Raw genomic sequence first — 19,377 nt, 5'->3', positions numbered from 1 at the left:
CCTCCACTTATAACCAATTGCCAACAAGAATGAATGGAGCCCAATAGTAGGGATGACGACGAAACTGTGGGTCGTCCAGGATTGATCGCTGTGCCCGTTGCAGTGCGTCTGCCTTGGAAACTTGACGGGTTGCCAGCTCTTTGTAGAAGCGCTGCATCAACTGGGATGTGGCAGCATCGCTCACTTTCCATAGGCTGGCAACGGTGCTACGAGCGCCGGATTTCAAGGCGATTCCAGCTAAACCGAGGGGCGCGCGATCGTCGCCACTAGCAGTTTCGCAAGCGCTGAGCACCAGAAGTTCAATTGGGGTTGTGCGGGTCGCACCGCTGCTACTGAGCGCGATCGCCAGTTGGTCAATTCCAATTACGCCATCGGATGCCAGAAGAAAGGTTTGGTCGCGATCAGAGCTAAACTGTCCGTGGGTTGCCAGATGGACGATCGGTGCCTGGGATTTTTGCAGCGTTTGCTGAAATTGGTCACGGGTAAACTGGGCGTTGAGTTGAACTGTGGATGGACGAATTTCCCGTTGTAAATCTTCTAATTCAGGCTGAACGAACGGCAGTTCCGAAAAGGACTTAGGAGCGCTACCGGGTAGAGTTACTGTGCGCGATTCGGTTAACCCAAAAGCAACGCCAGAGAGAGCTTTTGCCTGAAGCGGCTGCGGGCTGGTGAGCTTAAGTCCGGGAGTGGTGGCAAGGCTGTATTTCTCAATTAGAAACTGCTTGCCATCAAACAGGGCAGCCATCGGAATATTGCGAATTACCCCATCCAGCACAAAAACAATAGTTTCCACTTTTTGCCGTTGCAGTTCAGCCTCAATCGGTGTAATCAGCCATTCATACAACTGTTTGGACGGTTGGCGAAACTCTAAGCTAATGCGATTCCGCAAGCCGTCTTGTAAGGCTCTTACGGTGGTCGCGACGGTCGGTTGGGACACGGGCTGGTTATATAAGCGGGTTTCCTGTCCGGCAGCGCTAACGATAATGGCAATCCGATCAGGCAAAATGATCGGATAAACGATCGCGGTTTTTTGCGGCACAAGAATCTTGTCGATTTCTATCTGAGATTGAAAACAGGCAGCGCGGAGGTAGTTGTTAATCTCCTCCAGTTGCAGCGACTCGATCACTTCGCGGGTACGGCGCAAAGTGTCCCTGTCAGGTTGGGAATTATCTTTGGGGAGCAATAAGCTAATGAGCTGACGATGCACTGGTTCCAGCGTTTCCTGATCCACAAGCTGCGTTTCGGCGTTGATGCCCAATAAGTCACTACGGAGCGTTCGCAGGGTGGTGACTGCTTGGGTGTAAGACTGAGTAGCGGCGGCGCGTTTGCCCTGTTGCTCTTGTAGTCGCCCCAGTTGCGCCAGCCAGCGGTAGGTTTGCTCCGGGGCATTGGCAGCTTTTGCCATTAATACTGCCTGTTCGGTGGTAGTTTGAGCTATCCCAAATTGCTGACTCAGTTCCTGTGATCGCCCCAAATTGCCCAGCGCATTGGCAATGAGTCGAGCATCATTCAAGTTTCTTGCCTGCTCAACCGTGGTGGTTAGCAGGGTTATAGTCCTTGCAAGATCAACAGTTGACTTCAGCTTCTGCAATCGTAGAGAGCTATTGGCAAAGTTTAATCGGGCTTCAATCCCAGGACGAGTGGGGGGCAGTGCCAAAATTTCTGGTTGCAAAGTGGCAGCGAGTTCGGTGGCAGTTTCCGATGAATTAATCTCAATCAGCAGTGCCAGCCGATTCAACTGTGCCCGCAGTTGGTTGGGTGATGGAGTAGAGGCAATCTGTTCGTACAGATTTAGAGCCGTATTGGTGTCGCTCTGAATCTGTTGCTGTTCCTGAGTTCTCAAGCCGCCAATGCTGCGAGTTTCACGGATTTTGGCATAGAGCAAGTTGGCGAGAGTGAGTTGGCTTGCAGCAATATCTAGCGGATTTTTCAGGCGTTGAGCCATTGCCAAACTCTTCTGAGTCACTTCTTGAGCTGTGATAAGGTTGCCTACGATCCCGATTGCCTCGCCCACGCTCCGGAGTCCAGCGGCTTTGACGCTAGACTCCGGTGGTTGCTGTAATCGGTCTTGTAGGGGTAGCAAAATTTCCTGATAGGCGCGGCTGTGCAAACCCATTGCTTGAAGTGCTTGGGATTGGCGCACCTGACTTTGAATCTCGCCGTTGATGTTGCCCAATTGTCGCTGCATCAATGCGGTGCGCTTCCAGGTTTGCAGGGCAGCTTGGGCATCGCCTTGAGCCAGTTGCAGTCGTCCTTGCACATTCAGCACTTGCGTCAGCACAGTTGACTTTTCAGACGTATTCGGAGTCGTTTGCAAAGTTTGGAGACTGGCGGCGATCTCCCGATTTGCTCCCGTCCAGTTTCCCTGTTCACTGTCAATTAAGGCAAGATTGCTGAGGGCAATCGCCAGAGCCAAGCCATTCTCTTGACCCTGAGCTTGCTGCTGCACCTGCTGAAGCAGTGCCCTAGCTTCGTTCAACTGTCCGGCTTCGTAACGCTGGCGGCTCTGTCGAAGTAGGTGTGCAGTGGCTTCAGATGTTTGACCAATGGCGAGATGATTGCTCAAAATAATCGAGAGCAGAAAAGCTGTGAGCCAGAGTAATCCGCGACGCAGGAGTTTGGTCATTGGAGGAGGGAGGCAGGAGGAGGCAGGTAAATGAAGGAATAGGCTATATTCAAATTTCTATCTGATTGGGCGCATTTGGCAATGGACTATGGTCAGTGCTTCAAACAAGCTTCATCAAGAACCGTTCAAATGCGGGTTTTAGATACATTTATTAAAGACAAATTGGCTGCTTGATCATATTCAACTCCGAACGCCTACAAACCTGATTGCTTTGGGACTGGAGTTTTCTGCTGTGTCTCAGTCAAAGCTTTGAGGGCTTTCTGAGCGATCGACTGCTCCGGATTGAGGCTAACGGCGGTTTGCAGTGCTGTGATCGCTTGCGGCACTTGCTGCATTTGAGCAAGCACTAAGCCTAATCCTGTCCAGGCATCAGCATTGGCTTTGTCTAAGAGAACCACCTGTTCGTAGCTGTGCTGGGCGTCAGGATAGTTCTTCAAGGCAACCAGGGCGATCGCCCGATTTTGCCAGCCTTGCACCAGCTTAGGATTGGCGACAAGCGCTTGATTGGCGGAGACTAAGGCGGCGGGATGTTCGCCCAATGACCACTGGACAGCGCTCAGGTTCGCCCAGATGATCGCGTTTTGCGGCTCTCGTTTGATGGCTTCGGTGTAAGCGGTCAATGCCCGATCAGGTTGGTTCAGCGATCGTAAAATTCGTCCCAGATTTGCCCAGGCACGGGCATCATCGGCGTTGAGTTCTAGCGCAGTTTGGGCAGAGGCGAGGGCTTCTTTGTAGCGCTTGAGATACCACAGCACAACTGCTCGATCGTTCCAGGCTTCTCCCAGTTCCGGGCGCATCCCCACGGCGCGATTTACCGCCGCAAGTGCTTCTTCCGGTTTGTTGGTAGTCATCAGCGCCACGCTTTGCTGGTTCCAAGCATTGGCGCTATCACCTGTGCCCCAATCGCCATCGCCCCCGATCGCTTTCTGGCAGGCGGCAAGAGCGGGTTCTGCCTGTCGCAGTTGGTTCAACACGGTGCATTGTGCCAGCAAAGCTTGCGACCAGTTTGGGCGCAGATCGATCGTCCGGTTGTAAGCGATGAGAGCTTCGGTGGGGCGCTTCAGTTGCCGTAGGGTGTTACCCAGTTGCAGCCAGGTAGCAGCGTCTTTGGGGGTAATCTGCAAGGCGCGGTCTAAAGACTGAACGACAAGCTCCAGTTGTCCCGCTTCTTGGAGCGTCGAGGCACGGGCGTTCCAGGCGATCACGGGAGTGTCTACACCCCAATTACCGTTGCCTTCCAATGCCCGTTTGTAGGATTCAATCACAACGCTGGTCGGTTGTCCCAGCTTTTTCACTGCTTCGCCGCGATATAGCAGAGCCAACGAGTCTTGCGGTTCCTTGATCAATGCCTGATCATAAAAGGCGATCGCGGCTTCGTAGGCTGCCGATGTGCCCAGAATAGTTGTACGGTAGCGTTGAGCCGTTACAGGCGAACGATCGCCCCAGTTTGCATTCACTTTCAGTGCTTTGTTGCAGGCAGCCAGCGCTGGATCGGGTTGTCCCAACTCCGCCAGCGCTATACACTGATCGGTCAACGCCTGGGAATTATTTGCCTGCCGTTTAAGCGACTGATCGAGAGCCGCAATCGCCTCCGGGTATTGCTTTTGTCCCACTTGCAATGCGCCATATCGTGCCCACAATTTGGCATCTCCCGGACGCAATTCGATTGCTCGTTCACAGGCTGCTAGCGCTTCTGCCGCCTTCGTCCTGGGCAAAATGTTACACAGTTGAATCCAATAGTTCGGGTCTTTAAGATTCTGGAATGGATCACGGGCGATCACAGGGAACGGCAACAGGACGATTCCCAGCAAGGCTAGAGGCATCCATTTAGGGTGAAGGGGCAGATTGATCATTGGTCATTGGTTGTTAGTGATTGACCTTCTACTCTATGGCTTACCCCCTTACTCCTTACCATTCGCTAGTTATTGAACTGAGGTGGCTGTTCCGAGGGGGAGAGCCGATCAGGTGTAGTGGGAGAGGGAACACCGAAGGGGGCTGAATCGGAGGGTGTGGCTCCAGGCTTCGGGACGGAAGGGGTGGGACTTGGAGATGCGGCGGGTGATGGGGACGGAGCCGGACGGGCAGCGGCAGCAGCGGCTTTGATCGCGGCAGTAACGGCGGCAGTGGGGTCGGGTGGGTTGGGGTTAAAGACTTCGACGGTGACAGAGCGAGTGAGTGGTTTACCGCTGGGAGATGTAACCTGAAGGGCGATCGTCGTGCTGGCGGTGGGACTGAGAGGAAAGTTGACTCGACCAGTCAGCGGCACATTTCCCGGTGAGGGAGCGAGTTCAACGCGGGTGGTGGAGCCGCCCTGAACGCGCCAACTGAGTTGCACCAGCGGCAGCAGTTGACCTTGGCTGACTGGAATCAACACCTTAGCCGGAGCCTCCCGACCGTTAATTTGAAAGCTGAGAATTTGTGGCGTTTGTGGCTGAATTCTGACGATCTCAGTGGTTTTGGGCTTGGCGGTCGTGGCTGGTTCTGGTTCGGTTTTGGCAGCGCTGGTGGCTGAGACTGCTTGCAACTCAAACCGATAGTCCCCAACTGCCGTCAGTCCGGTGGGCACATTGCGGCAAATCAGAACCTGATCCAGGCTGCAAAACGGGCGTAGCGCTTCAGGCAATTGACCGGGTGCGGCGAATTCGTACCAGCGATCGCCTACCATTCTGCCATCCTGATCGCGCCCCACCAGATGCAGTGCTGCCAAGTCTTGCGGCATCGTCACCGCCCAATCAAGCCGGACTCCGTTTTGATCGGCAACTGGAATCGCCTGCTCCGCCGGAGTGGGTTTACCGGGGGCAGCTTCTCGATAAAACAACGATCGGGGCACGAGAGCCGTAACAGTGGGTGCAGGTTTGGCGGTAATTTCCACCGGACTTGATTTGAGCGAGACCGGGGTAGATCGTCGCCCTTGAGGAATCAGCGTTAGCTCAAATACGTATTTTCCGGGTAGAAAAGCATCACTGCGAATCTGGCTGCATGTCAGCAAGGTTTTCTGCTGGGTGCAAAACGGTTCCAGCGCGGCAGGCAGTTGACCGTCGACAAATTCGTACACCAACGGACCGCTAAGCATGTCTCCGTCAGGACTATAACCCGTCAGCTTCAGGGTTTTGATTTGCTGGGGTTGCTCAATCTGCCAGCGGACTCGCGCCATATCACCGTTCGCCTCAGCATACTGGCTATCCTCCACTGCAAACTCTGTAACTTGAGGAGGAGTGGGCGGACGCAGAAAAAACCACCAGACCAAGAATGCCAGCGCTCCTACCAGTCCTAGGGCGGCGAGAGCAGCTAACAAGAGTTGCCACCAGGGACGGGGCAGCCAGGTTAGCTCACCTTGAATGATTGCGGGCGTGACAGGTTGCTGATCGGGATCAACAAAATCGAGCCGGAAGGGATACACCTTGCCCCCACCAATCCAGGGGCGCACCCACCAGCGCTGCGGCGTGGCTTTGAGCGGCAGTTGGGCGACGGATTGCGGCGGCAGCGTGACAGCGTAGGTGGGCAGAGCATAGACGCAGGGACCCGGTTGCTTCAGCGGCGTGAGGCTAACCTCAACCTGGCGATCAGTGTTCCCCAGGTTGGTGAATTGGAGGTTGAACTCAGCCGGACGATCGCGAACTTGCTCCTGCATTGGTAGCAGCAATGCCTGGAGTTGATAGACTGGCTCGACTCTCAGGTACACCAGTCCCAAAACACCTAGAGTCGGATCATTTTCGGAGGCGAGGCGGAAGGTGGGCAGATAGCTACCCGCCAACGGTAAGGGTGGCGGTTGCAGCAGCACTTGAATCATGCCACGATCGCCCGGATTAATCCCCACGCTATCGTCAGCTCGCATCAAACCCAATCCGCTCACCTCGCGGGGATAGGTGATCTGGATGCCCCAATCTTCTGGTAAACCAGTACATTCCAGCCTAAATCGATCCACTCGCTCCGATCTATTTTCGACCAGTAGTTCCACTAAAATTGGAATTCCTGGTTGGACAACTTCCGGGCGATCGGGCGTAGTCACGGGACTCAAGCTGAAGGTGGGATCTTGAGTCGTTTCAGTAATTTCAGGTGCGAGAATTTGCAGGCGGCGACGGGTGGGCGGCAGATAGTGGTCGGCGTAAGCAGCTTGCGGACGGGCGATCACCTCATAATCCAACCACTGGGGCACAGCATCCCCCGGCACCTCAACACAGAAAGTGAGTTCGCCGCTTTTGTTGCTGCTCAGGGCTAGCCATTGTTCCGGTTGAACACACCACTGTTGCAGCAACTCAGAGGGTGATTCTAACCGCACCTGCACCACCGCATCCTGGTCGCCCCGGTTGGTTAGGGTGACTCCCAGGTAATGTTTTATTCCTGGGGTGACGCGATCGCCATCCCAGGCAGCAACCATCAGCGCTAACGGCTGAAATACAATCGTCCCTTCCAACAGCTTAGCCCCGTTGCCAAGATCGTTCGCGTTCATAATCCGTCTCCTGCCAACACCGGACAGCGATCGATCATCCGTCCATCTCCTCCCAGTTGAACCCGATGCAGCCGCACTTCACCGTCGTCACCCCCGCTTGTCACCCAGATGCTATCTCGATCCTGGATCAGGTCTACGGCATTGATCGGCTTACGGCTCCGCGTCAGCACTCGCCCTTCCCGAACACTGGAACGGCGCAACCCCTGACCATCCAATGCCCACAGTTTCACCTCGCCGTCATCTGCCGCACTTGCCACAAAACAGCCATCAAAACTGAGTGCCACTGATCGCAAAGGACTACCGCCATGCGCTAGCCAGGGTGGCTCGATTGAGCCACAGCGTCCTTGATTCTTGAGACAGGTTTGGGCATCCCACAAGCTGATCCGTCCTTGCGTATCGCCTATCACCAAAAGGTTTGGCTGTTGATCGGCAGCACTAAGGCTAGAAATGTAGTCGGTGGAACTACCGGAAGGATAGGGCACTTCCAGAAACTGAGCGGTTTTGGCAGTGCTGGCATTTTTCTTAGTCTCCAAAATTAGCAACCGATTGTAGCGACCACCGATCGCCAGATGACTATCATCGTTGCCCACTAACGCCATCGCCTCGATCGCAAATTTTGTATCGTAGGCGCGCTGGGGTGCCGTTTGCTCTAGGATAGGGCGGGTATCCCATTGCAGCACTAAACCACTGCCATGACCGCTGTAAAGCGTTCGAGCATCGCGGCTAAACACCAGGTCGAATACTCGATCGTCTTTGTCGGCAATCAAGCGCGATCGTCGTCCTGTGAGTAGGTTGGCAAGCTGAATTTCACCGTTCTCAAACCCAATCGCCGCTTGATCGTTGTTTACGGGGCGGTAGCGCACAACTCGAATCGCCTTATCCAGGTTGCCAATCCGATTTTGGGTAGTGAGGCTCTGATCCTGCACCCGCCACCGTCGAATCGTCTGGTCATCCGAGCCGCTCAACACTTCTGTCCCCTGACCACTAAACTGCACCGAGTTGACTGGGCCGCGATGCCCCGGATCGGTGAGTAGCGCCAACAGCAGCGCCCCAAATCCTAGCGCTAACAGCGCTCCTAGCAGTTGCAGCCACAAGGGAATCACTGGAAATACATGCACTTGTAGCGTTTGCGTTTCCGGTTGAAATGGAATCGTGTCCCCTGTTTCTGCTTTCACCTCAAACCACTGTAAGCGTGCCCACCCCAACCAGGGCAAACGCCGATGAATCTGGAGGGAGGTAGGACTGAGTCCAATCGGCAGAGGGTTGGGCAATTCTAGAGCCACACCGGGAGGCAAAGCGAACACAGGTTCGGCGGGCAATAGCTCTTTCTGCCAAAACCAGCGACGATGTTTTGACAACTGCCTGACCCTGACTTGCGCCATAGGTTCCAGGTTGCTTAAGTTGTTGAACTGGAGGGTGAATTGTGCTACTCCTTGAGTTGGATTTTGCCAGCGTCCTAACTGTTCGGGGATAGCGCATTCCAGCGGATCGCAGGTGAAGAACCTTTCTCCGGCGGGAAGTATATGGAGTTCTCCAGCGGCGATCGCTGTGGGAAATCGCCCAGTTGCTTCCAGTTGCAAGGGATACACCTGACTCAACGCCTGAGTTGGAGCCGGAATTTCACACTCAAAAGTCACTTTTTGCAGTTTGCCAGACGGGAGTGGCAGCAGCTGTTGCACTCCGTCGGGAAACCAGCGATCAGGCAACCCGGTTAAACGCAAAACCGCTTCTGTTGGAATGGCAGTAGAGTTATATACCTGTCCGACGATCTCCACGCGATCGCCGGGGAACGCTTGAAGGGTAGGCATCAGAAGCGAGAGGTCGGGTGGTTTGCCTTGAAGTCCGGTTGCCAGCAATCGCAACGATTGTCGATCGTACTGGTTATACAGTTCCCGCGAGGTAACTTCCACTGTCAAGTCGATCGATCCTTGAAACTCTTGGGCGATCGAGGGCAGATCAAATATTTCAACCTGAAATCGGGTGCTGTCCCCAGCGGGAATTTTGGAGGAAACCGAGGGTGTCAGGCGATACCAGGGTTTGCTAGTTCCCCCTGTTGCCCCGGCTGCCAACAATTTCAGTTGAAAGGATGCAAATTGATCACTATCGTTGTAAACCGTTGCGTTGAACACCGCCATAGTCTGTCCCGCACTCAGCGTCACCTGCCGACTGGATAGCTCCGTCACAATCTGCTTTTGGGTAGTGGCTGGGTCAGGCATGGGGAGAAGAGGAGATAAAGGTTATAGATTAGGGTGAATGCGGTGTTGGAGGCTATCAATCAGTGGAGAGGGGATGGGAATCGCGGGGGGGAGGGGATGCATAGATTGAAGCCAATGATAGCGTTGGGCAGCAAAGTGAAGCAGGTTGATGCCCCACTCCTGGGCAGAACGGAGGGCTTCGCGGGGGATAGTAGGCTGGGCGTTGCGTCCCCAGGATTGGCTTAAGTCGCCCACCATCCAGACTAAGCCACCCCAATTTTTCACGTAGATCGGATGCCCTGAACGGTGGGGTAACTGACTGAATTGGAAGGGGAACGATCGCAGAGGATGGTCGTAGCTCAGATCGCCAGAAACAAGATTGGCACCAGTCAAGGTTAGCCCCAGTCGAGGGGCGATCGCGGTCAGGGTTTGTTCCAACTCGAACCGGCGTTGGGCGATCGTCCGCTGGTTTGCGTCCACTTCTGTCTGCAATTGCCTAACGGTGTGGGTATCGCCGTCGCGCTCGGCTTCCGTTAATCCCGATCTCAACTCTTGCCCAATATCCAGCAGATTGAGCAGATTCGCCTCGGCAAAATCTATCGCAACGAGTAGCACGTTGCCTTGAGCTAGATAGGTCTGCAACCGCTGTAATCCTGGATTTGTAAGCGTTAGCAGGATATTGTAAGAAACATACAGCAGTTGGCAGTTGAGGGGAGACTCACGGCTCAAGGTTTTAGCAGCGCAGGTTTGCACGGTTGGAGCCGAGCGCAAACTGGGATACAGACCATTCAGCGATCGCAGCAAGTCGGTCAGTCCGTTTAGTGGGGCATTGTCGCCCGTAAGATCACCTGTCACCTGGCCCACCTGAATGGAGAATTGGGGATAGTGTTTAGGGTGGCAGCGTCCGCGAAAATCAAGCTGGTTGGGGCTGGGCACATAGACATCAGCCGGAGCTTGAATCAGCGTGGTTTCTGGCAATAGTTGAATACGGCAGAGTTCGACATCGTTGGGATCAAGGTAGAGCTTCTCCACGATTCGAAACGTTTCTGACACGGTTGTTGTCATTGGACTACGCCGCAAATCATCGGGATCGACATAGTTAACAACGAGATACACCAGCAGCATGTGTCCTTCTGTGGCTTCTGAGGTGATGCGAAACTCTTCCGGCAGTTTTACGATGATCGGGTTGCCCTGAGCATCGATCGCCACGCCGGGTTGAACTTGCAGCAACCGACCGTCGGGCTGTTCCGGGATGGGCGCAACTCCCAACCCATAGACAATTCCCGGCTCATACAACGCTTGATACTGAAAATTTTGCCGCTGACGATGGTACTTGTGTGCCTGCTGCCATCGCTCCGCGTTGATCGTCAAACCATCACTAATCTGCAACCGCTCAAACGCTTCTAAGCGCGGGTAGGCACGGAACTCAGACATGAGCAGTCTCCTGGATCGGGGCAATCTCAACGGGGATGGGCGCAATTGCCAGATCGTAAGTGCAAACGGCGGGTTTTTCCTGCTCAATGATTGCCCGCACCAAGGCTTCATCCAGCAGGTGTCCGGCGTTGGGGCAGAGTCTAACACTGAAGTGGAAGGGCTTACCGCCGCCAAGGATAGCTGTGGGTCCGAGCTCGGTTTCGCCTAAGACAAATCCGCGTCGGGAAGCCGTGTGGATTTGAATCGGTTGTTCATAGGGCGAGCGCATCGGGTCATGCATTGGCAAGCCGGTATAAATGTGGAGATAAAACTGTAAGCCGTGCCGGGTACCGCGCCACCGATAGATCTCCATTGCTCGCTTGATTAGCGATCGCTGCTGCTCCACGCTCCAGGCAGTTTCGTTCTGCCAGCCCACCCACTGTGCCAGAAACGGCAGTAGTGATTCTGGGGAAGTCATAGGGTCAAGGTATGCCCACATGGTCTGAAGCGTGTTCACTGCTGGCTCAAACGATTGCTCAAAAATCTTCATCAACCGCCCGATGAAATCCACTTCTCGATACACCGCTGGCAAAAACTCAGGATAAAGACTGCGTGGACGCAAGTAGAGGCGAAACGGTTCACTCGCCAGCAATTCCCCTGTTTCGCCGTGAACCCGCACTTCGCCGTGATAGTCCAGGTTCAACATTTGTTCTGGACTGAGGCTTTCCCGTCCCTCGAAGAAATCGGGATCTGGACGGAAGCGCACCACTGCCTCAATTGGGTGTTCGCGCTGGAGGGCTGATCCCTCTGTGTAGAGGCTGTACCATGCGTGAGGGATGTTGCCGCTGACTTGCAAGCGGTAGTTCAAAGACTGATCGCCGCGATGCTCTAGGCGAACGATCAGTTCGCCCACCTCACCTGGACAGAGACAAAGGCTGGGTTGGGTGGTGGTTTGGGTGTCTGCCAGTGCGCCCCAAGTTGCCAGAGATGATGCTCCCACGTTGGGCGGATTGGGCACAGACATCGGTAACAACTTGAGGCTAATCGTGCGGCGATCGGCGCGTTGGCTCATAGCTCTGCCTCCCCGCCTAAAATCTGAATCCGGTGTGCCGACTGTCGCTGCACATCTGCCCAAGAACAAATCACACCCGTCTGCCCTGGGTCAACGAACCCTGTTATGACTATTTGTCGCTGCCACCCCGTTTCTCGTCTTAGTTCAAACAGTTGCACCGTGTCCAGGTATTGCACTCCCTTAGTGCTTTGAAACAGCCCGATTAAGTCAGATTGGTACAGCGGCATTCCCATACTCCAACCCGTTCCCTGCCGTCCACCTGTGAGCGGATTTAGCAATTCGTACAGCGATCGATTCAAAGAATGGCGCAACTCAACACGGGCTACACCGACTTGATAATCTGGTTCCACGCCCAACACCGCCTGTACGGAGACTCCGACGTAATTCGGCTCTCGTAAATTTACCTGAGTTCCCAACAGACAGCGATCGCCCAAAAACTCCTCCAACTCCTGCCGCAGCGGTGTGGTCAGGGCAAAGGTTTCTGGGGCGATCCCCCGCTCCAAATTTTGCAGGCTAACCCGTGGCACCACATATACCGTGACCACTCCGGGCGGGTTGCCATTTTGCTGAGTGGGACAAAAGGCACGTCCGACCGTGCGACTTGCCTGCAACGTCAGCGTCTCGTAATCCTCTGCCGTCACCGCCCGATTCCGAGTCCGGAGTAGGCGAGGAACCCGCAACACCGCTTCTTCCAGGCTCTCTTCATTAGCTCCATCCCGTGCGGGTTCGTGATTGGTCACCTGCTTGACGTAAGGCAACGCGGTTTTAAGAATCCGCAGCGCATGTTTGGGCACATTGCCGCGATCGCCGCCGCCCGTCCGATATGCCACCATGTGCAGCAGTGCATTGCGGGGGGGAACTGTCCCATATTGCCGTTCCAGGGTTTCCACTCGCTCCAAGTGAGATTGACTCAGCGTGTGTCCTTGCCACTGCACCTGTCGCCGGAGTTGCACTTCTTCCTGCAAGTGTTTTGGCTCTCGAATTAAGGGGCCAAATTGTACTCGTCCGGTGCGCGGGTCTAGGGTGTAGTGGCGATCGCTCGGTCCCGAATTGGCAAAGTTTTCCACTTCCTGCCAGCGTTGCGGTGGTTCATTCGGTGGCGAGACTTGCAGATATTCCCCCTCCTGCCGCGCCAGAATACTCTGCGATTGCAAGAAAAATGATTGTCCTGGTGTGCCGTCACTCTCGCCCACCAGTTCATTCACAACATGGGAACATTCGCTTGCCTGCACCCGCCCACCAATCGCCTGAGCATACAAAGTGGTTAATTGGGGCGATCGACTAAACCGCTCCGTCTCCGATTGGGTGCACCGACAGCGTAACCAGCGTCCGTGATAGCCACCAAATGTCGTCGTCACCCAGGTTAACGGCAGATGCAATGTCACCTCTGCTTCTGTTAATCCTGTCAATCCTCGCCGTTCCACATCATCAAAACTAAACCCCTTGGTGCCATCGTCCTCTTCCCGCAACAGCACCGATTGCCAGCCCAGTCCATCCCAAGCTTCCCAATGGCGCGGTGGACGATTGGGATTGATTCCGGTAGAACCTGCGGGTTCGCCTTCGATCGTTAACACAATCACATTGCCATCCAACGGTTCTGCTGCATCAAACACCAAATAGAAACAGTCATTTGTCTGGGGCATCATCTGAAATACGGTCTGCTGCCGCCCTGTCCAGCGTCCCCCATTATCCCGCGTCCACTGGTTGGTCAGGCGATCGCGCACCTGTTGCGGTTGTATTCCAGCGCCCTCCTCTGTCAGAAAGTAGCGAATCAGCGGTAGCCCAATCTGCAACTCCTGGCTTGTACTAAAGACGATCGCCGTATCCTTTTCTGTGCGCTCCGTAGCAATTTCCGCCCCATCGGGAATGGCGGGGACGGAGCGTAACATATCTTGCGGTCGGGTTAAGTAAAAGGTGAGAACCGTGTGAGCCGGAGAGGACGGTTGAAGCCGGATGCCTAGCAGTTCTAGAAAGGTAACATAGTTGCGGCGTGGCACCTGGTTGAACCGGAGCAACATCTGGTCGGTTAGCCACGCAAATAGTTCAATTAGTGTTACGCCAGGATCGGATGGGTTGTGGTTGGTCCACTCTGGGCAATAGCGGGGAATTCGCAATAGACATTCATCCACCAGATCTTTGAAGGTGCGATCGTCGAGATCCGATTTGGGTAGCTGCGGTAAAAAGTCAAACTCCACAAAAATCCCTCACCATAAACCACTGAATGGGCAATTGCATCGGTTCTCTACTGGACTACGTCGGCAGGCAATAAGTAAAAGGGATAGACCAGACTGCGAGAGTCGTGGCTATCTCTGGGATGATACCGAATCGTAATATCCACTCGCCCTCGCATGGGATCAGGATCGGTCAAAATCTCATCCAGTTCAATCCGAGGTTCCCACGCATCCAGCGCTTCCTCCACATATAGCCGCAACAGTAGCAACGTATTCGTATTTAAAGGTGCAAACACCAACTCCGACAGTCGAGAACCAAAATCTGGACGATAAACGCGCTCTCCTAAGCTGGTGCGGAGAATCACATGAATTGATTCTTCTAAATTTTGCCCTTCAGCGCTCAGTTGCAAGTTGCCGGAAACGCCCGTCTTTAATGGAAACCCAATGCCACTACCAATATGCGATGCCATGTTCAACGCTCCAAACTCTGGGAGTCCCTTCAACTGTAGTGAGCCATTCACTTTGACGGTATTTGACGAAAGTTAGGGATTGAGCAATTCAACACCATTTTTGGGGTTCAGCGTCTGACCAAAAGCGATCGCTCCTCTCTTTGGTAGTGTGATCGCGTTTCAGCCTATCTTAAGCCGCGATCGCGCTATTTTCAGCAGAGTACAAAAATTGCGATCGCACTAGCCCCTTTGAGCCAACGCTCCAAACCCATAAGGACGAGCGCTCTATTCTGAACATACATCCTGCAAATTACGCTAACCGTTGACGACTCGAAGGATTTCGACATTATCGTCTATCACACGGTAAAAGATGATGTAATTCGTCAGTAATAATCCGCGTAAGCCAGGTCTAAGGTAAGTATAGGATTTTGCCAATGTAGGGATAACGAGCGAGTTGGGTGCACTTTTGGTTGAACGCTTCCACGAAGCGATCGCCTGCATCAAGACTCTGTGCCAGAAAATAGTCGGAAATCTCATCTAGATCTTGACCGGCTGGAAGGGTAATCCGCAGGCTTTTCATGCAGAGGCAATTTTGGCGGCGTTGACCTTTTGACGGAGTCGAGCCACCACGTCATCTGCGCCTAAAACATCACCTTGCTCGGCAGCCCGGATACCTGCATCAAGCTTAAGACAGGTTTGTTCAACCCAGGCTAAGTAGTCTGGATTGGCATTGGGGTCTGGTTGACCAATCTCATCAGCAAGTAGGACAAGCGCAGTGTCGATCGCATCTTCCAGGGAAGCATAACCCCCTTGTTGCGAGAGACGTTCGAGAATTTTGCTTTGCTGGGCACTCAGGGTGATTTGCATGGCAGTTCGGCAGTGGGAAAATCTGTCTATCGGGTTGGAGCAGAGGTATCCCTTTAAAAGTGATACTGCAATGATACAGATTTTTGGGTGGGAAAGCAGAGAGGAAATCGAGATCGCGTTGCCAACCAATTGACGATCTCCGATCGCACCCAGACCAATAATCGCCTTATAGCTCGATCGCCTGTTCCGAAACAAAGCTGCGGCGATCGCCTTGAGTAGCGAGAGCGTTGAAATTGAGAATCACGCGGATTCTTTCTGAGAAGGGATAGAAACTAGATGATTCTCAATGAAAGGTTGGATCTCATCTTGTGAAACTGCAAACCAAGCAATGGTGGTTCCATCCTCATGGGAGAACTCAACTTCGTAAGTTCCGTCTTCGTAAGCTTCCAGAATGGTGCCAACCGCACCGATGAATGTACCTCGATCTTGATAACGATCCGTGCGGAGTTCTACTAGAGAATAGGGTTCTAGTGCCATGATTAATTTCCTCCATCAGCGAATCCGGAGAACGGGGTCACTAGCTTTAATATACCTTGATCATCCAAAATCCAGCCTGTGCGAAGTTTTTTGCCTCTGATTTCGACAATGATTGTAAACCGTTGTCCGTGGCGATCTCAGTGTTTACGCGATCACTACGAGGCAGAGGAGCCGTGATCGAAACAGTGTCAGCCTCTCGCCGTAAGCATCGAGAAAGTGACGTTTGGCAACGACGGTTTAGGAAAACGATTGGGGTTGCGTTTGTGGGAGAGACAGCCTGTGATTGCAGATTTTGAGAAGATGACGGGGTTTATGGGAGAGTAAGGTGGGCAAAATTCCTATCTTGCTTCTATTTCCGCAGTCACCTCCATTTGCCCACCCTAAGCGAGCGGCTCGGTCGCCTGCCACATATTGCAATGGCTTCTATATCTTCTTCCGCAATAAACCCTTTGGTTTAAATGGGTTTAAACTGCTCGATTTACCGCCCTTTCTTACAGGGGGTTTGCTTATCATAAATTCGGAGGATATGCCAAATGGACTACCTTTGTCCATCCCTGTCGACAAAGATGAAAACTCTGGAGAGTCTGGTATACCGCCTATTTCTATAGCTTTTTCTAGAAACTCTTTCAAATCTGTTAATCTTTTGTCTGGATCTTCTCCAAAATGAGGAGTGTTGCTGGCTTCAAGGTCCATCATGTAGATGTGACCTGTTGAGTTGTCAATCATGAATTGCAAGTCGGGACTAGTAAAATTAAGAGCAATTAGTTGTTCAACATCTTCTAATGTCCGTTGCCACCTATCTTTAGCAAAAGCTTTTTTCTGCAAGTTGTCGAGCTTCATTATTTGTTTAACCATTGGCACTAAGGGCTTCGCTCCTGCACCGCCTATAGTGGATTGGTCACTTAGCCATTGGATAATTGGGTACTTTAATTGGTAGAGACCGTAGATTCTCGGTATTTTAAGTCCTCGACTTTCTACTTGTTTCAGGTTAGAAAACTCTAATTCACCCATTTCCGTATCAATCATGTACTTCGCGTCTTGCTTTCTCTTAGTTTTCTCTCCTAAGTCATCGAATAAGTAGACTATTTTAGGGCGCGAATTACCTATTGAAAGAGCATACGTCTTATCCAAGATTGCAAACTTTATTTTCTTTATTGGATCTGGCGCGTCTTCTTGAGGAAGTTCAAAAATGGCATCGCTTGCTTGCGCCCTTTTAATACTCACTAACCGCAACTTTTCAGACTCTTCTGCTGTTAGTTCACCTTTTTCTATTCGTTGAAGGTAACTTTCTGCTGCTTCTGCGCTTAGAGTATCCCAATTTATCTTTTCCTCCTCTCCACTTTTTACATTTTTAATTCGCTGAATTCTCTGCTCTTTTTCCTGCTGCATCACATGCGTTAACTCATGAGCAATCAACTCCTGCCCTCCGCGATTTTCCGGTTGATAGGCTCCTTGACGAAAGAAGATATCCTGTCCAGTTGTAAAGGCTTTTGCCTGGATCGAGCGATTGAGTTGATCCGATTGGGCATCGGTGTGGACTTTGACTCCACTAAAATCTGCCCCAAATGCCTGTTCCATGGGTTGCCGGATGGTGTCGGCGAGGGGTTGTCCTCCGCTACGAGCTTGTTGAATCGAGCTTTCTAAGTTTGTACTGGCGGTGGCAGCTTCCTCTCCGGCTTGCCGTTGCACCATTGGTTTCATCTGGACTTCTTCTTCCTCCGGCATATCCACGCGCTGGATCTGGTCAGCCATTGGTTGCATCTGCAAATCTTCTTCGTTGGGTAAAGTTTCCCGTTGAACCGATGGGTCGGACTGCGATCGCGCTGGTGATGGTGGATTCGGGGGCGGGGCGTTGAGACGCTGCACGACTTGTGCCGCCACGCGATCGGCTTCTTGTTCGTACTGGTCTCCCGGTGCACCCACAGTCAGTTTCATCTGCACTGGAGTACGTTGGGGCGCATGGGAGAACAGATCAACGTGGGAAAAGTCGTGGTAAACCGTGGGTTGAGGTTGATCTTGGCGTGGCTTACCCCAACCGGGAGGCTGAACATTCGCAACCATGCGATCGGACGATTCGTGAGTGGGGCGAGATCCGTAACAACGTTCCATATCAATCACCGGATAAAACCTGACCGAAGCTCTCAATAACTTTAGTCGAAATTAAATTGTTTTTGTCGAGCGATCGCTCTTTCACGACCACTCAATTCAACTTGAATTCAGATTTCCGCTTGCCAACAATTTCCGCTAGTTGTTTCATGATCTGCAACACTCGTTCTAGATCATGGTCTTGCCCTAGAACAAATTGTCGCGATCGTGCATAACGGGGGATTTCCTGAACGAGCAACTTCAAGAAGACAAAATCTGTACCATTGGTGACTAATCCATAACAGGGGAAATCTCCATTGGGGGCTGCCAGCATATAAGACAACACTTGAGGGATACCCACTTTGGGAGAAAATTCGGCTCGTTTAGACTCAATCACCAGCACCCAAAGCTGATCCTGTAAGACCAGAATATCGATCCGACCTCGCACTACGATGCTCTCATCTGTGGCTTCAATGTCTATGGAGTCTTCAGTGCTGACATAAAATGGGGGCAGGAACAGCCCTGATAAATCCAACAAAGGTGCGACTACTGCAAGTTTGACGGTATTTTCTAATACTGATCGCCGCTCCAAATTTGCCACGATCGCTTGAACCCGTACTAGTCGTTGTTGTTCAGTTTCTGTTAAGGCTGGAAAATCTGCCTGCCACTCTAAGAAAAAGGATAGATCTTCGGTTTGCTGTAGCTGGAATCGATGTTCCAGGTCGTAAAGCGTTACTTTATCTGCTGCCAGCGTTCGCACCATTGGTCTTCCCCTATGCCTGAATCTAGTTTCATCTTAGAGGATCGACGATCGCGTCATCCCCCATTACAGCCAGCGCGTGACAACGACACACGATCGCATTTTTCCCGCCCACCACAAACACCTGCTTCACCAGGAGCGATCGCCCCTCTCATTTTTCACACAACTATCGCGCCACATTTGCAAAGCCGATCTCACAGCATAATCGACCATCGCGGTTGAGATGGTGCGTTCTCATCAAGATGTGTGCGTTGAGCTGAAGGTTTGGTTGGAGGAATGCACTCTACATGATCGGCGATCGCACTGAAGCGGTAAGTTTGGCTAGTGTTCAACTTGAGCGATCACCTCTGCTGGAGAGGCTTTGGCATAAACAACGGCTTTGATTCCTGGTAGATATTGATTCATCATCACCACGTTGATATAAGCCAATTGCTTCAGTAAGGCATTGTCTAACTGTGTGCCTTCAAAGTTGAGGCTGGTTTTGTAGCGAATTTCGCCATCCTCAAAATCCATTTCAAAGTTGCCCACGAGCAAATTATAGTTCGCTCTAGTCAAAAAGTCAGCCATGGCGAGACGGTCTTCAGTGGCTACCGTGATGGGACAAATCGAGTAAAACACAAACTGCTTTGGCGATTCTTGGAGTGACGCATAGCAACGCCATTGTCCATGTGCTCCCTGGAAATTCGTCATTAAACTCCAGTTGTCAAAGTCTAGTTCAACCTGCCAGCCATCCTCCTGGAAGAACGCAACAATCGAATCAAAAATTTGTTCCATAATTAAGCCTTAGCGTTAGCATCTAGCCGCTTATCTGG

General features: G+C 52.6%; 16 protein-coding genes. 2 read left to right on the top strand and 14 right to left on the bottom strand.

Annotated features, from left to right (window positions below; all coding sequences use genetic code 11):
• Positions 1–7 precede the first annotated feature (7 nt).
• The 10 genes from JOY44_RS23720 to JOY44_RS23675 all read right to left on the bottom strand — a co-directional run bounded on the left by JOY44_RS23720 (position 8) and on the right by JOY44_RS23675 (position 15,243).
• On the bottom strand, positions 8–2,626 hold the full coding sequence (locus JOY44_RS23720) for a CHAT domain-containing protein (RefSeq protein ID WP_171575831.1): 2,619 nt from the start codon (positions 2,624–2,626) through the stop codon (positions 8–10).
• A 194-nt stretch (positions 2,627–2,820) separates the two neighbouring features.
• Positions 2,821–4,449 (bottom strand): tetratricopeptide repeat protein, encoded by a 1,629-nt coding sequence (locus JOY44_RS23715; RefSeq protein WP_203032104.1) that lies wholly within the window; start codon positions 4,447–4,449, stop codon positions 2,821–2,823.
• A gap of 95 nt (positions 4,450–4,544) precedes the next feature.
• On the bottom strand, positions 4,545–7,076 hold the full coding sequence (locus tag JOY44_RS23710) for a hypothetical protein (protein ID WP_171575829.1): 2,532 nt from the start codon (positions 7,074–7,076) through the stop codon (positions 4,545–4,547).
• On the bottom strand, positions 7,073–9,292 hold the full coding sequence (locus JOY44_RS23705; protein WP_171575828.1) for a hypothetical protein: 2,220 nt from the start codon (positions 9,290–9,292) through the stop codon (positions 7,073–7,075). Before JOY44_RS23705 ends, JOY44_RS23710 begins: the two co-directional genes overlap by 4 nt.
• A gap of 21 nt (positions 9,293–9,313) precedes the next feature.
• Complete coding sequence (locus JOY44_RS23700) at positions 9,314–10,705, bottom strand: hypothetical protein (protein ID WP_171575827.1); 1,392 nt, start codon at positions 10,703–10,705, stop codon at positions 9,314–9,316.
• A complete protein-coding gene (locus JOY44_RS23695) occupies positions 10,698–11,756 on the bottom strand; it encodes a phage tail protein (protein ID WP_171575826.1) in 1,059 nt (352 codons plus the stop codon). The genes JOY44_RS23700 and JOY44_RS23695 overlap by 8 nt, the downstream gene beginning before the upstream one ends.
• Complete coding sequence (locus JOY44_RS23690; protein WP_171575825.1) at positions 11,753–13,951, bottom strand: putative baseplate assembly protein; 2,199 nt, start codon at positions 13,949–13,951, stop codon at positions 11,753–11,755. Before JOY44_RS23690 ends, JOY44_RS23695 begins: the two co-directional genes overlap by 4 nt.
• 47 nt (positions 13,952–13,998) lie before the next feature.
• The gene (locus tag JOY44_RS23685; protein WP_171576227.1) at positions 13,999–14,397 is read right to left on the bottom strand and encodes a GPW/gp25 family protein; all 399 of its coding nucleotides are present in this window, start codon (positions 14,395–14,397) and stop codon (positions 13,999–14,001) included.
• Between the two features lie 388 nt (positions 14,398–14,785).
• Positions 14,786–14,956, bottom strand: a complete 171-nt coding sequence (locus JOY44_RS31670) for a type II toxin-antitoxin system RelE/ParE family toxin (protein ID WP_197985715.1) — start codon at positions 14,954–14,956, stop codon at positions 14,786–14,788.
• Positions 14,953–15,243, bottom strand: a complete 291-nt coding sequence (locus tag JOY44_RS23675; protein WP_171575824.1) for a hypothetical protein — start codon at positions 15,241–15,243, stop codon at positions 14,953–14,955. The genes JOY44_RS31670 and JOY44_RS23675 overlap by 4 nt, the downstream gene beginning before the upstream one ends.
• 87 nt (positions 15,244–15,330) lie before the next feature.
• Between JOY44_RS23675 and JOY44_RS32505 the strand changes: the two genes are divergently transcribed.
• Positions 15,331–15,462 carry a hypothetical protein gene (locus tag JOY44_RS32505; protein WP_281063323.1) on the top strand — a complete coding sequence of 44 codons (132 nt, stop codon included), beginning with the start codon at positions 15,331–15,333 and terminating at the stop codon, positions 15,460–15,462.
• 21 nt (positions 15,463–15,483) lie between these two features.
• Here the strand turns inward: JOY44_RS32505 and JOY44_RS23670 are convergent, their stop codons facing one another.
• The 3 genes from JOY44_RS23670 to JOY44_RS23660 form a co-directional block, all read right to left on the bottom strand.
• On the bottom strand, positions 15,484–15,720 hold the full coding sequence (locus JOY44_RS23670) for a DUF4926 domain-containing protein (RefSeq protein WP_171575823.1): 237 nt from the start codon (positions 15,718–15,720) through the stop codon (positions 15,484–15,486).
• Between the two features lie 423 nt (positions 15,721–16,143).
• The gene (locus JOY44_RS23665; RefSeq protein WP_203032103.1) at positions 16,144–17,655 is read right to left on the bottom strand and encodes a DUF4157 domain-containing protein; all 1,512 of its coding nucleotides are present in this window, start codon (positions 17,653–17,655) and stop codon (positions 16,144–16,146) included.
• A gap of 265 nt (positions 17,656–17,920) precedes the next feature.
• On the bottom strand, positions 17,921–18,568 hold the full coding sequence (locus JOY44_RS23660; protein ID WP_171575822.1) for a restriction endonuclease subunit R: 648 nt from the start codon (positions 18,566–18,568) through the stop codon (positions 17,921–17,923).
• 12 nt (positions 18,569–18,580) lie between these two features.
• Between JOY44_RS23660 and JOY44_RS23655 the strand changes: the two genes are divergently transcribed.
• Complete coding sequence (locus JOY44_RS23655) at positions 18,581–18,787, top strand: hypothetical protein (RefSeq protein WP_171575821.1); 207 nt, start codon at positions 18,581–18,583, stop codon at positions 18,785–18,787.
• 99 nt (positions 18,788–18,886) lie between these two features.
• Here JOY44_RS23655 and JOY44_RS23650 read toward each other — a convergent pair whose 3' ends face one another.
• On the bottom strand, positions 18,887–19,339 hold the full coding sequence (locus tag JOY44_RS23650; RefSeq protein ID WP_171575820.1) for a YbjN domain-containing protein: 453 nt from the start codon (positions 19,337–19,339) through the stop codon (positions 18,887–18,889).
• Positions 19,340–19,377 lie beyond the last annotated feature (38 nt).

This window comes from Leptolyngbya sp. Cla-17, from assembly GCF_016807185.1.
Classification (GTDB): Bacteria; Cyanobacteriota; Cyanobacteriia; order Leptolyngbyales; family Leptolyngbyaceae; genus ULC077BIN1.
This window is presented reverse-complemented; position numbering and strand designations above follow the sequence as displayed.

Excerpts from the sequence above, each read along its gene's own strand:
- JOY44_RS23720 (WP_171575831.1), bottom strand. The coding sequence starts at position 2,626 with ATGACCAAACTCCTGCGTCGCGGATTACTCTGGCTCACAGCTTTTCTG.
- JOY44_RS23715 (WP_203032104.1), bottom strand. The coding sequence starts at position 4,449 with ATGCCTCTAGCCTTGCTGGGAATCGTCCTGTTGCCGTTCCCTGTGATC.
- JOY44_RS23710 (WP_171575829.1), bottom strand. The coding sequence starts at position 7,076 with ATGAACGCGAACGATCTTGGCAACGGGGCTAAGCTGTTGGAAGGGACG.
- JOY44_RS23705 (WP_171575828.1), bottom strand. The coding sequence starts at position 9,292 with ATGCCTGACCCAGCCACTACCCAAAAGCAGATTGTGACGGAGCTATCC.
- JOY44_RS23700 (WP_171575827.1), bottom strand. The coding sequence starts at position 10,705 with ATGTCTGAGTTCCGTGCCTACCCGCGCTTAGAAGCGTTTGAGCGGTTG.
- JOY44_RS23695 (WP_171575826.1), bottom strand. The coding sequence starts at position 11,756 with ATGAGCCAACGCGCCGATCGCCGCACGATTAGCCTCAAGTTGTTACCG.
- JOY44_RS23685 (WP_171576227.1), bottom strand. The coding sequence starts at position 14,397 with ATGGCATCGCATATTGGTAGTGGCATTGGGTTTCCATTAAAGACGGGC.
- JOY44_RS31670 (WP_197985715.1), bottom strand. The coding sequence starts at position 14,956 with ATGAAAAGCCTGCGGATTACCCTTCCAGCCGGTCAAGATCTAGATGAG.
- JOY44_RS23675 (WP_171575824.1), bottom strand. The coding sequence starts at position 15,243 with ATGCAAATCACCCTGAGTGCCCAGCAAAGCAAAATTCTCGAACGTCTC.
- JOY44_RS23670 (WP_171575823.1), bottom strand. The coding sequence starts at position 15,720 with ATGGCACTAGAACCCTATTCTCTAGTAGAACTCCGCACGGATCGTTAT.
- JOY44_RS23665 (WP_203032103.1), bottom strand. The coding sequence starts at position 17,655 with ATGAAACTGACTGTGGGTGCACCGGGAGACCAGTACGAACAAGAAGCC.
- JOY44_RS23660 (WP_171575822.1), bottom strand. The coding sequence starts at position 18,568 with ATGGTGCGAACGCTGGCAGCAGATAAAGTAACGCTTTACGACCTGGAA.
- JOY44_RS23655 (WP_171575821.1), top strand. The coding sequence starts at position 18,581 with ATGCCTGAATCTAGTTTCATCTTAGAGGATCGACGATCGCGTCATCCC.
- JOY44_RS23650 (WP_171575820.1), bottom strand. The coding sequence starts at position 19,339 with ATGGAACAAATTTTTGATTCGATTGTTGCGTTCTTCCAGGAGGATGGC.